The sequence below is a fragment of the Streptomyces cynarae genome, from assembly GCF_025642135.1.
Lineage (GTDB): Bacteria > Actinomycetota > Actinomycetes > Streptomycetales > Streptomycetaceae > Streptomyces > Streptomyces cynarae.
Genome location: NZ_CP106793.1, coordinates 1,845,839 through 1,859,080, shown reverse-complemented (window position 1 = coordinate 1,859,080; position 13,242 = coordinate 1,845,839). Strand labels below are relative to the sequence as shown.

Below are 13,242 nucleotides of genomic sequence, written 5' to 3'. Positions count from 1 at the left end.
TTTCGTGCCGAACGTCGTGTCGAACGAGCTCGATCTGCAGGTGCTGAATCCGGCCACCGAGGAGGTCGTCGCCACCGTCCCCGCCGCCACCGCGGCCGACGTGGACACCGCCGTCGTACGGGCCGCGCGGGCGCAGTCCCGGTGGGCGGCGCTCCCACCCGGCGACCGGGCCCGGCTGCTGCGACGGTTCGCCGGTGCAGTAGACGAACACCGCGAGGAACTGGCCGAGTTGGAGGTCCGCGAGGCGGGACACACGATCGGTAACGCCCGCTGGGAGGCCGGCAACGTCCGTGACCTGCTCGACTACGCGGCCGGCGGAGTGGAGCGCCTGACCGGGCGCCAGATCCCCGTCCCCGGCGGCCTGGACGTCACGATCCTCGAACCGCTCGGTGTCGTGGGCGTCATCGCACCCTGGAACTTCCCGATGCCGATCGCCGCATGGGGCACCGCCCCGGCGCTCGCGGCGGGCAACGCGGTGCTCCTCAAGCCCGCCGAGACGACCCCGCTCACCGCCCTGCGCCTGGCCGAACTGGCCCTGGAGGCGGGCCTGCCCGAAGGACTGTTCCAGGTGCTGCCCGGGCACGGTCCCGTCGCGGGCGCCGCGCTCGTCGAGCACCCGGGCGTGGCGAAGATCGTCTTCACCGGGTCGACGGCCGTGGGCAAACAGGTGCTGGCGAAGGGTTCGGCCCTGCTCAAGCGCGTCACTCTCGAGCTCGGCGGCAAGAGCCCCAACATCGTCTTCGCCGACGCCGACCTCGAGACCGCCGCGGCCACCGCCCCCATGTCGTTCCTCGACAACTCCGGCCAGGACTGCTGCGCCCGTACCCGCATTCTCGTCCAGCGCTCCGCCTACGACCGTTTCCTCGACCTGCTCGCCCCCGCCGTCGAGTCCGTTCTCGTCGGCGACCCGGCCGACGAGGACACCCAGGTGGGTCCGTTGATCTCCAGGACCCAGCTGGAGCGCGTCCGCTCGTACGTCCCCGCGGACGCCGAAGCGATCCGCGGCAAGGCACCCGAGGGGCGGGGCTTCTGGTACCCGCCGACCGTCCTCACCGGCGTCGACCCGCACGCGCGCGTGGCCGTCGAGGAGGTCTTCGGCCCGGTCGCCGTCGTCCTGCCCTTCGAGGACGAGGTCGACGCGATCCGGCTCGCCAACGACACGCCGTACGGGCTCTCCGGCTCCATCTGGACCCGGGACGTCGGCCGCGCGCTGCGCGTCTCCCAGGCCGTCCGCGCGGGCAACCTGTCCGTCAACTCCCACTCCAGCGTCCGCTACTGGACCCCCTTCGGCGGCTTCAAGCAGTCGGGGATCGGCCGCGAACTCGGCCCGGACGCCCTGACCGCCTTCACCGAGACCAAGAACGTCTTCATCAGCACGGAGGGCCCCGCACAGTGACAGCGACCTCGCAGACCCCTGACCACATCTGCCGCCGCCTGATCGGCCGCACCGCCGTCGTCACCGGTGCCGGCAGCGGCATCGGTCTCGCCAGTGCGCGCCGCCTCGCCGCCGAGGGCGCGCACGTCGTCTGCGGCGACATCGACGAGACCCGCGGCAAGGCCGCCGCCGAGGAGGTCGGCGGGCTGTTCGTGAAGGTCGACGTCACCGACCCCGAGCAGGTGGAGGCACTGTTCAAGGCTGCCTACGACACCTACGGGTCCGTCGACGTCGCCTTCAACAACGCGGGCATCTCCCCGCCCGACGACGACTCCATTCTCGACACCGGCCTGGAGGCCTGGAAGCGCGTCCAGGAGGTCAACCTGACCTCCGTCTACCTGTGTTGCAAGGCCGCCATCCCCTACATGCGGCGCCAGGGCAAGGGCTCCATCATCAACACGGCCTCGTTCGTGGCCCGGATGGGCGCGGCCACCTCGCAGATCTCGTACACGGCCTCCAAGGGCGGCGTCCTCGCCATGTCCCGTGAGCTGGGCGTGCAGTTCGCGCGGGAGGGCATCCGGGTCAACGCGCTGTGCCCCGGACCGGTCAACACCCCGCTTCTGCAGGAGCTGTTCGCCAAGGACCCCGAGCGGGCCGCGCGCCGTCTGGTGCACATCCCGGTCGGACGGTTCGCGGAGGCGGAGGAGATCGCCGCGGCGGTCGCGTTCCTCGCCAGCGACGACTCGTCCTTCGTGAACGCCACCGACTTCCTGGTGGACGGCGGAATCGCGGGCGCGTACGTCACGCCCCTGTAGCGGGCCTCGGCCCCCGTGTCCCAAGGTCACGGCGGCATCAGGGCGGCACCGGCGCCCGGGGCCGGTGCCGGTGGTCGCGTCAGAGGAAGGTGTGCCCCTCGCCGCGGTACGTCGGCACGGTCGCCGTGACCCGGTCGCCCTCGACCAGGTGGAGCGCGTCGAAACGCTCGCACAGCTCGCCCGCCTTGGCGTGCCGGAACCACACCTTGTCGCCGATGAGCAGGTCGTCGGCGGCCGAGCCCAGCAGCGGCGTCTGCACCTCGCCGGGTCCCTCCTGCGGGTCGTACTTCAGCCCCTCGGGCAGATACGGCACGGGCAGCCGGTCGGGGCCCGCGGCGCCCGACGCGGGGTAGCCGCCGCCCAGCACGGTCACCACCCCGACGCCCGGCCTGCGCACCACCGGCTGGGCGAACAGGGCGGCCGGACGGCCGCGGAACGAGGTGTAGTTGTCGAACAGCCGCGGCTGGTACAGCCCGGAACCCGCCGCTATCTCGGTCACCGCGTCCTCGGCGGCCGTGTACTGGACGCTGCCCGTGCCGCCGCCGTTGACGAACTCCAGGTCCGGCGCCACGTCCCGGACCGCGCGCACCACTTCCGCGCGCCGTCGGCCGATCTCCCTGCGCGCCGTGGCCTGCATCAGCCTGATGGCCCGAGACCGCACCGGACGCCCGGCCACCGCGTCGCCCACACCCGCGATGTGGCCCTCGTACGCCATGATGCCCACCAGCCGGAAACCGGGCGTACGGACCACCGTGCGGGCCGTCTCGGCGACCTGCTCGGGGGAGTGCAGCGGCGAGCGGCGCGCGCCGACGCGGACCCGGCCGCCGAGCAGCTTCAGCGAGGTGTCCAACTCCAGGCAGACGCGCACCTCTTCGGTGCCGCCCCGGCGGGCGTCGTCGATGAGGCGCAGCTGGGCCGGGTCGTCGATCATCACCGAGACGGCGGCGGCGAGCTTGGGGTCGCCGGTCAGCTCGGCGAACGCCTGGCGGTCGGCCGAGGGGTAGGCCAGCAGGACGTCGTCGAATCCGGAGCGGGCCAGCCACAGGGACTCGGCGAGCGTGAAGGACATGATGCCGGCGAAACCCTCCCGGGCGAGCACCCGTTCGAGCAGAGCGCGGCAGCGTACGGACTTGCTGGCGACCCGGATCGGCTTGCCGCCGGCCCGGCGGAGCAGGTCGTCGGCGTTAGCGTCGAACGCCTCGAGGTCCACGATCGCGACAGGGGCGTCGAGATGAGCGGTGGCCCGGTCGTAGCGGGCCCGGTCTGCGGCGCGGGCAGTCATGGACGCAGCCTGCCAGATGCGATTACCGCAGGGTAGGGGGACGATCCGGGCAGATGCCGCCGGTGACCTGGACCGGTTCCCGTTCGACGCGGATCAACCCGTAGAGTGACGCGCACGTGGGCAAGCGGCTGCTCCGCTCGGGCGCGTACGCCTGGGATGGGCGTCCGCGCGCGCGGGTATGTCTGCCCAGGACGGGCCGGCGTCCGCACCACGCCTACCGGCCGTCCGCCTGGGCGGTCGAACACCCGGGACGTCCCGGGAGGCCCGGCTACAGCGAAACGGGGGGTGCATGAGCACGGAAGCGCACCGCGCCTCCATCCCTCCGCGCCCCTCGACCCCGCCCCGCCCGGCCACGCAGCCGGGTGACCCCGTGCCCCCGCGCCGTCCGTCGACGGCACCCGACGAGCCGGCGACTGCGCCCCGCCCGACGACGCGCTCCGACGCCTCCGTGCCACCGCCGCGCCCGTCGACGCCGCCGGGTGTCCCGCCCGCGGGGTCGAACGGCACCTCCGCGCCCGGAGGCGACCGGCCTCGGCCGACGCAGCGCGACGGCTCCGCCGGAACGATCCCGCCCCGCCCCGGGCAGCCGCCCGCGCCGGCACCCCGCCCGGTCCGCAGGCCCCGGCCGAACCGCGGCGAACTCCGCCTGCCCGTACGCCCTTCCCGCCGCCCCGCCCCGCCCCGAGCAGCCCCCGGACGCGGCCCGCGGCCGGGTCCGGCGCCGCCAGGGCCCCGGTGCCGCCCGGCGCGGACGACTTCTTCGGCCGTTCCGCCGCGCAGGGCGGCTCTCGCCGGCCGGACACGGCGGAGGCCCCCGGGCACTCCGCCGCGGCCGGGCACCCGCCCCGTTCCGGTGCGGGCCGTCCCCCGGCCGGTCCCGGTGCGGTCGATGCGTCCGCCGGGACCGGTGCCGTCGCGCGGCCGTTCCGGCTCGGCGCGGGAGTGCCCCAGCGGCCCGCCGGCGTCTCCGAGGGCGCATCCGGTGGTGACCGTGAACCGTCGGCGCGGCCCGCCCCGAGTCCCGCCGGCACGCGGACGTCCGATCCGACCCGCACGCCGAGACCCCGGGTCCGCCCCGCCGGTGGCCACCGCACGCTTCCCCGACGCGCCCCCGGTCGTCGGCGCCGCCCCCGCCGCGGACGCCCCCGGCATCGTGGAGACCACCGCGCGGCTGCGCCCCGTCCAGCCGGCGCGGCCCTTCGTGACCCTCGCCCAGCCCGATACCCGCGGTGTCGAACCCCCCAGGCCGCGGCTGCACTTGAGCGCCCGCGTCCGGCCCCGGGTCGCCGCGTCCGCCGCCTGCCTCGTCCTCGGGCTCGGCCTCATCGGCGGTGCCGTGACCGGCAGTTGGCTCACCGGTGACGACTCACCGGACGGTGCGCGGGGTGCGTACGCCGTCGCCGGGACCCTGTGGCACAGCGTCCCCGTCGACCGTCTCTTCCCGCCCACCGTCAACGGCCCGGGCGCCGGTCCCGGCGGCGCCGACCGCATCTGGACCCGTGTCGCCGTCGCCCCCGACACCGGCTGCACGGACGCCTTCGACCCCCTCCTGCGCAAGGCCCTCGCCCCCGTCGGGTGTCTGCGCCTGCTGCGCGCCACCTACACCGACGCGACCAGCAGTCAGGTCACCACCGTCGGACTGCTGTTCACCCGGGCCGACGCCGCCGCCATGGGCGCCCTCGCCAGCCGATTCAAGGACGAGGGCCTGGACCGCCGCACCGACCTCATGCCCCGCCCGTACGCGGCCGAGGGCACCGTCGCGGCGGGCTTCGGCGACGCCCAGCGCGCGTCCTGGACGATATCCGTCCTCACGGACGCCCCCGTCGTCGTCTACGGCGTCTCCGGCTTCGCCGACGGCCGCACCGTCACCGAACCCGAGCCGGCCGAGAACGCCATGAAGACGGGTGCCACCACGGCCCCCGCCCAGGCGGGGCTCGGCAACGACGCGGCCGGCCTCGCCGACCGCATCGAGGCGGCCCTGCGCAAGACCTTCACCTCGGCCACGGAGAAGTCCTCATGAGCGCCCGCACGACCGGCGCGCGCCTGCTCACCCCCCTCATCGCCGCCGCCCTCGCCCTGCTGCCCGCCACCGCCGCCCACGCCGACGGCATACGGGCCCAGGAGTGGGCCCTCGACGCCCTGCACGTCCAGCAGGCCTGGCAGACGACCAAGGGCAAGGGCATCACCGTCGCCCTCCTCGACACCGGCGTCGACGACACCCACCCCGACCTGGTGGGCAACGTCCTCCCCGCCAAGGACCTGGTCGGCTTCGGCGCCCGGCGCGGCGACCCCGCCTGGGCCGTGCACGGCACCGCCATGGCCGGCATCATCGCCGGCCACGGCCACGGCATCGACGACTCCGACGGCGTCATCGGCGTCGCCCCCGAGGCGAAGATCCTCCCCGTGCGCGTCATCCTCGAGGACGGCGACCCGGCCCGTACGAAGGCCCGCAACACCCGCGGCAACGCACTGGCCGAAGGAATCCGCTGGGCCGCCGACCACGGCGCCGACGTCATCAACCTCTCCCTCGGCGACGACTCCAGCTCCGCGCACCCCGAAGCGGCCGAGGACGAGGCGATCCAGTACGCGCTGAAGAAGGGCACGGCCGTCGTCGCCTCGGCCGGCAACGGCGGCGAGCACGGCGACCACACCTCCTACCCGGCCGCCTACCCCGGCGTCATCGCGGCCACCGCCGTCGACAGCGACGGCACTCGCGCCTCCTTCTCCACCCGCCGCTGGTACGCCACGGTCAGCGCCCCCGGCGTCGACGTCGTCATCGCCGAACCGGACCGCAAGTACTACGAGGGCTGGGGCACGAGCGCTGCGTCCGCCTTCGTCTCGGGCGCCGTGGCGCTCATCAAGGCGGCCCATCCGGGACTCAGCCCGGCCCAGATCAAGCGGCTCCTGGAGAAGACGGCCCGCAACCCCCCCACCGGCGGCAGGGACGACTCCCGCGGTTTCGGCTTCATCGACCCCGCGGCAGCCATCAAGGCGGCGGCCGCCCTCAGACCGGACAACCTGCACCCGGCGGCGTACGGCAAGGAGTACTTCGGCTCCGGCCCGGACACGGCCGGCGCCGCCTCGGACTCACCGGGCTGGGCGGGTTCCCTGGCGGGCGCCCTGGGCGTGGCGCTGCTGGTGGCTTCGGTACTGCTGTGGAGAAGCCGCAGAAACGCCGGGTAGGCGACCCGCTGTGCCGCGGCGCTCTCACCCGAAGACGGCCACGGCCGCTCGCGCCGCGGCCTCCACCACCGAAATGCCCTTCTCCTTCGTCGAGTTCCCGTCGGACAGCGCCGCCACCAGGAAGTCGCGCCCGCCGGCCGTGACCCGTCCGATGCTGTTGACGTCCCACAGCCGGGTCGTGCTCCGCGCCAGCCATCCGTTCTTCAGCGCCCACGCGGAGCCGTCCGCCGCCGCGGAAACCCCCCACCGCTGATCCTCGGCGATGTCGCCCATGAGCCCCCGCAGGAAGGACCGCGAGGCCCCGCTCAGCTGCGAGTCGTCCTCGAACACCTGCCGGAGCAGGGTCAGCTGGTCCGCCGCCGTGGTCTGCGTGAGCCCCCACAGCGCGCCCTCACCACCGACCGTGTCCGTCAGGCCGAAGCGCTTGTTCGCGCTGTCCAGGCCGTCGGCGCCCCCGATCGCGGTCCACAGTTGCGACGCGGACGCGTTGTCGCTGTTCTCGATCATCGCCGTGGCGTACGCCTTCTCCTGCACGGTCAGGTGCCGGCCGGCGTCCTGCGCCTGGAGCAGCAGCGCCGCCAGGATGTCCACCTTCACGATGCTCGCCGTGTCGAAGGTGCCGTCGCCGTACGCGGCGCTCTCCCCGGAGTCCATCGAGAGGACCGCCACGGCCGCGTCCGCCGTGTCCTCGACGGCCACCGACGCCATCGCCCGCTTCAGCAGCGCGTCGCGGTCCATCGAGGGTTCCGCGGCAGGTTCCACCGATGCCTCCTGGCTCGACGAGGCCGACGCCGAGGGCGTCACCGACGACGCCGACGATACGGCGTCCGCGTCGGCGTGCGCCCGCTCCCTCAGGTAGACCGTCCCCGTCGCCGTACCGCCGGCCACGACGGCTGCCGCCAGCGCCGTACAGAACAACGACCGGCGCCGGCGGGCGCGGGCGCGGCGGCGACGGCGGGCTCTCGAGGACTCCATGGCCGCCGATGGTCTTCACCCGTGCTGTGCACGCCGTGGGACGGGCGTGAGAGGTGTGTCAGGAGACGCTGAGAAACCGGTGAGAGCGGTGACCGCCGTGCCTCAGGGGCGGCACGACTCCGGTGAAGACCCCCCGATAGGGTCGGTGACCGTGGCGAACAAGAACATTCCCGACTCCGGCTTCTCCGACGACGACGGTTCGGCCGACCCCCGGCTGAGCGCGGCGCTCGCCGCCTGGGCCGAGGACCGCACCGCCGTGGGGCCCGTTCTCGAGGCGCTGAAGGGCGCACGGCTCCTCGTCCCCGTCGTCGCGGTCCTCGGCGAGGTGGAGGAGGACGAGAAGGGGCTGCGCCGCGAGAAGACCAGCGAGATGGCCGTACCGACCCTGAAGGCCGGCGGCCGCACCGCCCTGCCCGCCTTCACCTCAACCTACGCGCTGGCCCGCTGGGATCCTGCGGCCCGCCCGGTCGCCGTCCCGCTGCACCAGGCCCTCCAGGCCGCCGCGCACGAGAAGGCCGACACGATCGTGCTGGACCTGTCCGGGCCGGTGCCGTTCGAACTGACCGGCCCCGCGCTGCTCGCCCTCGCCGAGGGCCGTACGACGACCGACCCGCTCGCCGATCCGGCCGTCACCGGCGCCGTACGGTCTGCCGTGGCCGCCGAGCCCGCCGTGCGGCGCGCCTACCTCGGCCCGGGCCGGGCCGACGGCATCCTCGCGCTCGTCCTGGACCCGGCGGCGGACCCGGCCCAGGCCGCACGCGCCGTGGCCGAGCGGATGGCCGCCGACGACACACTGAGGGCCCGCCTGGTGCGCGGCCTCGACCTGGCAGTCCTGCCGGCCGGAGCGACGCCTCCGGGCGAGCCCTTGTTCGTGCGTTCGTGACGATCTTCGTACGGTCGCGGGTAGGCGCTAGCCGTAGATCGGCCCGGTGTACTTCTCGCCCGGGCCCTGGCCCGGCTCGTCCGGGACGACGGACGCCTCGCGGAACGCCAGCTGCAGCGACTTCAGGCCGTCGCGCAGCGGAGCCGCGTGGAAGGAGCTGATCTCCGTCGCGCTCGCGTCGAGCAGCCCGGCGAGGGCATGCACCAGCTTGCGGGCCTCGTCCAGGTCCTTGTACTTGTCGCCCTCCTCGGTGAGACCGAGCTTCACGGCGGCGGCGCTCATCAGGTTGACGGCGACCGTCACGATCACCTCGACCGCGGGCACCTCCGCGATGTCGCGGGTCATGGCGTCGAAGTCGGGCTGCGCGGCGGAATCCGGGGATTCCGTGGGGGCCTCGGATTCCGAGGGGGAGGTGTCACTCATGCACCACACGATAGGTGCCGGACGTGCGTTCGCCTGAATTAGCCCTGGCCGACCGAAGCTGCTAGCCTTGACTGACGACCGGCCGGACACCTGGTTGCCCGGCCCACAAGTGGAGGCTCCGATCTCCCACCTGGCCGCCCCGTGGGGCGGCGGGTCACCGGTCAGGCGGCCACCACCGTTCCGTACGGACGGTGGAGTCGCCCGAAATCGCGCCCCGCGGTCCACCGCGGCGGTGCTCCGGAAGGTTCGGAGTCCCGCCTGTGTACCGTCCGGGGCATTTTTCATGCGCCGTGACGGTTGGTCCTTATGTCAACCCAGACATATACGCGGCCGTCCGCCAGGCGGCCGTAGGTGCTACCGAGGAGGATCCATCAGCGCCGAGCCCCGCATCAACGACCGGATTCGCGTTCCCGAGGTGCGACTTGTCGGTCCCAGTGGCGAGCAGGTCGGCATCGTGCCGCTTGCCAAGGCCCTGGAGCTTGCGCAGGAGTACGACCTGGACCTGGTCGAGGTCGCGGCGAACGCCCGTCCGCCCGTGTGCAAGCTCATGGACTACGGGAAGTTCAAGTACGAGTCGGCCATGAAGGCCCGTGAGGCGCGCAAGAACCAGGCGCACACGGTCATCAAGGAGATGAAGCTCCGGCCGAAGATCGACCCGCACGACTATGACACCAAGAAGGGTCACGTCGTCCGGTTCCTCAAGCAGGGCGACAAGGTCAAGATCACGATCATGTTCCGTGGCCGCGAGCAGTCCCGCCCCGAGCTGGGCTACCGACTGCTGCAGCGTCTCGCGGAGGACGTCCAGGACCTCGGTTTCGTGGAGTCGAACCCGAAGCAGGACGGCCGCAACATGATCATGGTTCTCGGTCCGCACAAGAAGAAGACCGAGGCGATGGCCGAGGCCCGTCAGGCGCAGGAGGCCCGCAAGGCGTCTGCGAAGGCCAACCCCGGCCGCTCGCAGAACCCCGCCGACGCCGAGACCGCCGAGGCCCCGGCCGAGGCATCCGCCGAGGCCTGATCCCGGGGCGTGAGCCCCGGGGGAGCCGGACGTACGGACGTACGACCGCCGCTGGGCGGACGTACGGACCCCGGAAAGCCCGGGACGCCAGTCCCAGGATGTAACCGATACAAGAGCGACGCTCCATCGTGCCCGGTTTAACGACCGGGCACCGGAGCGCCACCGACGAGGAGAGAACGGCGCTATGCCGAAGAACAAGTCGCACAGCGGTGCCAGCAAGCGCTTCAAGGTCACCGGCTCCGGCAAGGTGCTCCGTGAGCGCGCCGGCAAGCGCCACCTGCTCGAGCACAAGTCGTCCCGTCTGACGCGTCGCCTCACCGGCAACGCCGAGATGGCCCCGGGTGACACCAAGAAGATCAAGAAGCTTCTCGGCAAGTGACGCCACGGCGCTTGATCTTCTGATCAGTCCGCGCCGTACGTACGTCAGGACCGGGACCCAATCGTTTCGGGCCGTGTGAGGACCACCACGGCCCCGCTACAAGGAGTTAACAAGTGGCACGCGTCAAGCGGGCAGTCAACGCCCACAAGAAGCGCCGGGCGATCCTCGAGCAGGCCTCCGGCTACCGCGGTCAGCGTTCGCGCCTGTACCGCAAGGCCAAGGAGCAGGTCACCCACTCGCTGGTCTACAACTACAACGACCGCAAGAAGCGCAAGGGCGACTTCCGTCAGCTGTGGATCCAGCGCATCAACGCCGCTGCCCGCGCCAACGGCATCACCTACAACCGCTTCATCCAGGGTCTGAAGGCCGCGAACGTCGAGGTCGACCGCAAGATCCTCGCTGAGCTGGCCGTCAACGACGCGGGTGCGTTCGCCGCGCTCGTCGAGGTCGCGCAGAAGGCCCTGCCGTCGGACGTGAACGCGCCCAAGGCCGCGTGACGCCACGGCGCCGCGCCGGCTTCAGCCGGATGTGAACCGGACCCGCAGGCTTACGACGGCCTGCGGGTCCGGTTGTGTCTGCCCCCTGCGAGCGCCGGTAAGCGACGCCCCCCCGCGATACGGCACGACACGCTGCGCGTCGCGACGCCCAGTTCGGCACCTCCCCGCACTGCCTTGAGGGCGTGAGGGTCCCAGGTCCGCCGTCGTGGCTGGGAGCCGTCGCGGCGGAAAAGAGGCCGGCTGTCACGCCACAGAAACCCCTGAGCTTCCGAAAGTGAACCGCATGCCCCCCGCCACCCCCGAGCTCATCTCCCCCCGCTCCCCCCGCGTCGGCGCCGCGCGGCGGCTGGCGAAGCGGAACTTCCGGGGCAAGGAGCGGCTGTTCCTCGCGGAGGGGCCGCAGGCCGTACGGGAGGCCGCGGCGCACCGCAGCGGGGGCACGGCGACCCTCGTCGAGCTGTTCGCCACCCCGGAGGCGGCGGAGCGGTACCCGGACATCGTGGGGGCGGCCCGGGACGCCGGCGCCCGCGTCCACCTCGCCGCGGAGCAGGTCATCGCCGACATCTCCACCACCGTGACCCCGCAGGGCCTCGTCGGGATCTGCCGGTTCCTGGACACCGACTTCGACGCGATCCTCAGGGCCCGCCCCCGCCTGGTCGCGGTCCTCGCCCACGTGCGCGACCCGGGCAACGCCGGCACCGTCCTGCGCTGCGCCGACGCCGCCGGTGCCGAGGCCGTCGTCCTCACCGACGCCTCCGTCGACGTGTACAACCCCAAGGCCGTCCGCGCCTCCGTCGGCTCCCTCTTCCACCTGCCCGTCGCCGTCGGCGTCACCGTCGAGCGGGCCGTGGCCGGGCTCAAGGACGCCGGGGTGCGCATCCTCGCCGCCGACGGCGCGGGCGACCACGACCTGGACGACGAGCTCGACAAGGGCACGATGGGTGGGCCCACCGCCTGGGTGTTCGGCAACGAGGCATGGGGGCTGCCGGAGGAGACGCGGGAGCTGGCCGACGCCGTGGTCCGTGTGCCCATCCACGGAAGGGCCGAGAGCCTGAACCTCGCGACCGCCGCGGCCGTATGTCTCTACGCGTCCGCCCGTGCACAGCGCGCCCCCGGAGGGTGCCGCTCCGTCACTCACGGCTAGTAGGGTGGCGGGCTCGGGGCCCACGGCCTGACGAGAGGTGGGTACGGGGATGAGGGTCGGTACGAGCAGAGCACCGGAGGCACGGGACGCGCACCGCGCGCCCGGGTCCCGGCACGGCGATCTCGCCGAGCTCGCCATCGACCCGGACGACCTCCCCGACGGGCTCGTGATCGCCGACGAGCACGCGCGCGTCATCTGCTTCAACGCCGCCGCCGAACGCATCACCGCCGTCCGCGCCGCCGACGCCCTCGGACAGCGGCTCGACGGAGTCCTGCCATTAGAAGATCTCGAGGGGCGGCGCTGGTGGCAGCTGACCGACCCCTACGGGGGGCTCACGATCCGCGTACGGCAGCCGGAGCGCAACCTCCTGCTGCCCGGGGGGCGCGAGGTCCTCGTGTCCGCGCGCTATGTGCGCGCCCGCCCCACCGGGCCCATCCGTCGCGTGGTCGTCACCCTCCGCGACACCGAGGCCCGCCGCCGCACCGAACGCAGCCACGCCGAACTGATCGCGACCGTGGCCCACGAACTGCGCTCCCCGCTCACCTCCGTCAAGGGCTTCACCGCCACCCTCCTCGCCAAGTGGGAACGCTTCACCGACGACCAGAAGCGGCTCATGCTGGAGACCGTCGACGCCGACGCGGACCGGGTCACCCGGCTCATCGCCGAGCTGCTGGACATCTCGCGGATCGACTCCGGACGGCTGGAGGTGCGCCGCCAGCCCGTCGACATGGGAGCGGCCGTCGGACGGCACATCCAGGCCTACGTCGCCTCCGGGCAGCCCGCCGACCGTTTCCTGCTGCGCATCGAGCAGCCCCTGCCCGCCCTCTGGGCCGACCCCGACAAGATCGACCAGGTGCTCAGCAACCTCCTCGAAAATGCCGTGCGCCACGGGGAGGGAACCGTCACGATTGACGTCACGCCCTCGGTGTCGCCCCGCGAAGGTGAGGACACCGGCACGTCGGTCACGGTGAGCGACGAGGGCCCCGGCATCCCGGAGGAGTCCATGAACCGCGTCTTCACCCGCTTCTGGCGGGGCAGCAAGCGCGGGGGCACGGGCCTCGGGCTCTATATCGTCAAGGGCATCGTCGAGGCCCACGGCGGCACCATCACGGTCGGCCGCGCCCGCGGCGGCGGCGCCGAGTTCCGATTTACGTTGCCCGTGGGGGCACCGGCTTACCTGGCCTGAGCAACCCACGGGCGCATTCACTTTCCCCAGCCCCGTTAGACTCGGCCATTGGCACCTTTGCGTCCCAATATCCGGAGACGAC

At 73.0% G+C, this 13,242-nt stretch carries 13 protein-coding genes; 10 read left to right on the top strand and 3 right to left on the bottom strand.

Annotated elements, in window-relative coordinates:
* Positions 1-16 precede the first annotated feature (16 nt).
* On the top strand, positions 17-1,396 hold the full coding sequence (locus tag N8I84_RS08805; RefSeq protein WP_263234704.1) for an aldehyde dehydrogenase family protein: 1,380 nt from the start codon (positions 17-19) through the stop codon (positions 1,394-1,396).
* The gene (locus tag N8I84_RS08800; RefSeq protein WP_263229011.1) at positions 1,393-2,190 is read left to right on the top strand and encodes a 3-oxoacyl-ACP reductase; all 798 of its coding nucleotides are present in this window, start codon (positions 1,393-1,395) and stop codon (positions 2,188-2,190) included. The genes N8I84_RS08805 and N8I84_RS08800 overlap by 4 nt, the downstream gene beginning before the upstream one ends.
* A 79-nt stretch (positions 2,191-2,269) precedes the next feature.
* On the opposite strand, the gene N8I84_RS08795 is transcribed toward N8I84_RS08800, so the two are convergent.
* Positions 2,270-3,472, bottom strand: a complete 1,203-nt coding sequence (locus tag N8I84_RS08795) for an amino acid deaminase/aldolase (protein ID WP_263229010.1) — start codon at positions 3,470-3,472, stop codon at positions 2,270-2,272.
* A 1,081-nt stretch (positions 3,473-4,553) separates the two neighbouring features.
* On the opposite strand from N8I84_RS08795, the gene N8I84_RS08790 reads away from it, so the two are divergent.
* Positions 4,554-5,492 (top strand): hypothetical protein, encoded by a 939-nt coding sequence (locus N8I84_RS08790; RefSeq protein WP_263229009.1) that lies wholly within the window; start codon positions 4,554-4,556, stop codon positions 5,490-5,492.
* Complete coding sequence (mycP, locus tag N8I84_RS08785) at positions 5,489-6,655, top strand: type VII secretion-associated serine protease mycosin (RefSeq protein WP_263229008.1); 1,167 nt, start codon at positions 5,489-5,491, stop codon at positions 6,653-6,655. Before N8I84_RS08790 ends, mycP begins: the two co-directional genes overlap by 4 nt.
* A gap of 24 nt (positions 6,656-6,679) precedes the next feature.
* Here the strand turns inward: mycP and N8I84_RS08780 are convergent, their stop codons facing one another.
* Entirely contained in the window at positions 6,680-7,630 is a 951-nt protein-coding gene (locus tag N8I84_RS08780) for a class A beta-lactamase-related serine hydrolase (protein ID WP_263229007.1), read from the bottom strand.
* Between the two features lie 151 nt (positions 7,631-7,781).
* On the opposite strand from N8I84_RS08780, the gene N8I84_RS08775 reads away from it, so the two are divergent.
* Positions 7,782-8,513, top strand: coding sequence for an SseB family protein (locus tag N8I84_RS08775; protein WP_263229006.1), 732 nt, complete (start codon positions 7,782-7,784; stop codon positions 8,511-8,513).
* Between the two features lie 27 nt (positions 8,514-8,540).
* Here N8I84_RS08775 and N8I84_RS08770 read toward each other — a convergent pair whose 3' ends face one another.
* Positions 8,541-8,936, bottom strand: a complete 396-nt coding sequence (locus N8I84_RS08770; RefSeq protein ID WP_200421299.1) for a DUF1844 domain-containing protein — start codon at positions 8,934-8,936, stop codon at positions 8,541-8,543.
* A 370-nt stretch (positions 8,937-9,306) separates the two neighbouring features.
* On the opposite strand from N8I84_RS08770, the gene infC reads away from it, so the two are divergent.
* The 5 genes from infC to N8I84_RS08745 all read left to right on the top strand — a co-directional run bounded on the left by infC (position 9,307) and on the right by N8I84_RS08745 (position 13,160).
* Positions 9,307-9,954: a translation initiation factor IF-3 gene (infC, locus tag N8I84_RS08765; RefSeq protein WP_103845041.1), complete on the top strand. Its 648-nt coding sequence runs from the start codon at positions 9,307-9,309 to the stop codon at positions 9,952-9,954.
* Between the two features lie 184 nt (positions 9,955-10,138).
* Positions 10,139-10,333, top strand: coding sequence for a 50S ribosomal protein L35 (gene rpmI / locus N8I84_RS08760; RefSeq protein ID WP_103845027.1), 195 nt, complete (start codon positions 10,139-10,141; stop codon positions 10,331-10,333).
* Positions 10,334-10,446: 113 nt separating this feature from the next.
* Positions 10,447-10,830: a 50S ribosomal protein L20 gene (gene rplT, locus N8I84_RS08755; protein WP_004002577.1), complete on the top strand. Its 384-nt coding sequence runs from the start codon at positions 10,447-10,449 to the stop codon at positions 10,828-10,830.
* A gap of 283 nt (positions 10,831-11,113) precedes the next feature.
* Complete coding sequence (locus tag N8I84_RS08750) at positions 11,114-11,974, top strand: TrmH family RNA methyltransferase (protein ID WP_263229005.1); 861 nt, start codon at positions 11,114-11,116, stop codon at positions 11,972-11,974.
* A gap of 49 nt (positions 11,975-12,023) precedes the next feature.
* Complete coding sequence (locus tag N8I84_RS08745) at positions 12,024-13,160, top strand: sensor histidine kinase (protein WP_263229004.1); 1,137 nt, start codon at positions 12,024-12,026, stop codon at positions 13,158-13,160.
* Positions 13,161-13,242: the final 82 nt, after the last annotated feature.